We start from the raw sequence: 970 nt of genomic DNA on the forward strand, positions 1-970 counted from the left end.
CCACGCTCCAGCGTGGGAGCAGATCCCGACGCTCCAGCGTCGATTAAGCGCCTCGGTAGGCTAACAGCCAACGCCTATCAGCACCGAGGAGCTGCGTCCGCTGGAGCGGACAAGCTGCCGTTCCCACGCTGGAGCGTGGGAACGAGCGTGAGATGCGATAGCCCCTAGGTGAACCCATGCTCGGCGAGGAATGCCGCCGTGATGGTCTGGGCAGCGGGGTCCGCGGCCTTGTCACCGAGTACCAGGCGCTCGAGATAACGGGCGAGGAGGTCCACCTCGAGGTTGACCCGGGTCCCCGGACCGTATGCGCTCATGATGGTCTCCTGGAGGGTGTGGGGAATGATATTGAGCTCGAACACCCGACCCTTTACGCCGTTGACGGTCAGGCTGACACCGTCCACGCCGATGGACCCCTTGTGCGCGATGTAGCGCGCGAGCTCCGGGGGCGCCTCGATTCTGAACCGGACCGAGCGTGCGTCCTGGTGACGATCCAGCACCTTGCCCAGGCCGTCCACGTGGCCGCTCATCAGATGGCCGCCGAGGGGCGTCGCCAGGGTCAGGGCCGGCTCCAGATTCACCCGACTTCCGGTCCGCAGGTCTCCGAGCGTGGTCAAGGCCAGGGTCTCGCGGGATACGTCCGCCGCGAAGTCGGAACCTGCGACGAGCACCGCCGTCAGGCAGACCCCGTTGACCGCAATGCTGTCGCCGGGAGCAATGGCCATCATGTCGAGCTTGCCCGTACCCAGGGTCAAGCGAACATCGCCCCCGCGGGGCTCCAGGGTATGGATCTCGCCGATGGCTCGGATAATGCCCGTGAACATGGTCTTGCCCTAAGTTGAGTGCTCAGGCTAATCTGCTACTATAATCCAAGTCCTGCAAGTGTACTGCTCAGGCAGGGCGAGCGCGTATAAATCCTCCCGAGAACATGATCTTGTAGGTTGGGCAAGGGCCGTAAGATGTGGTGAGCGCA

General features: G+C 63.9%; 1 protein-coding gene. It reads right to left on the bottom strand.

Annotated features, from left to right (window positions below; translation table 11 throughout):
- Window positions 1-164 precede the first annotated feature (164 nt).
- Window positions 165-821, bottom strand: coding sequence for a riboflavin synthase (locus BQ17_RS19650; protein WP_089730042.1), 657 nt, complete (start codon window positions 819-821; stop codon window positions 165-167).
- Window positions 822-970 lie beyond the last annotated feature (149 nt).

It is taken from the genome of Candidatus Thiosymbion oneisti (assembly GCF_900092655.1).
In the GTDB taxonomy this organism is placed as follows: domain Bacteria; phylum Pseudomonadota; class Gammaproteobacteria; order Chromatiales; family Chromatiaceae; genus Thiosymbion; species Thiosymbion oneisti.